We start from the raw sequence: 242 nt of genomic DNA, 5'->3' as shown, positions 1-242 counted from the left end.
GAATTCATTGAGCCGAATCGTAAGATTCAAAAAACTTTAATTGAAGAGTTTGATCATGGCTCAGATTGAACGCTGGCGGCAGGCCTAACACATGCAAGTCGAGCGGTAACACAAGGGAGCTTGCTTCTGAGGTGACGAGCGGCGGACGGGTGAGTAATGCCTAGGGATCTGCCCAGTCGAGGGGGATAACAGTTGGAAACGACTGCTAATACCGCATACGCCCTACGGGGGAAAGGAGGGGA

Annotated in this window: 1 rRNA gene; it reads left to right on the top strand. The window is 51.7% G+C overall.

What is annotated here, in order from left to right:
• Positions 1-37: 37 nt before the first annotated feature.
• A 16S ribosomal RNA gene (locus H5123_RS20450) occupies positions 38-242 on the top strand; the annotation flags it as partial.

Source organism: Shewanella sp. SR43-4 (assembly GCF_014163845.1).
GTDB classification, from domain to species: Bacteria; Pseudomonadota; Gammaproteobacteria; order Enterobacterales; family Shewanellaceae; genus Shewanella; species Shewanella vesiculosa.
Note: the sequence above shows the minus strand (reverse complement) of the source record. Positions and strands in the feature narration are given on the sequence as shown.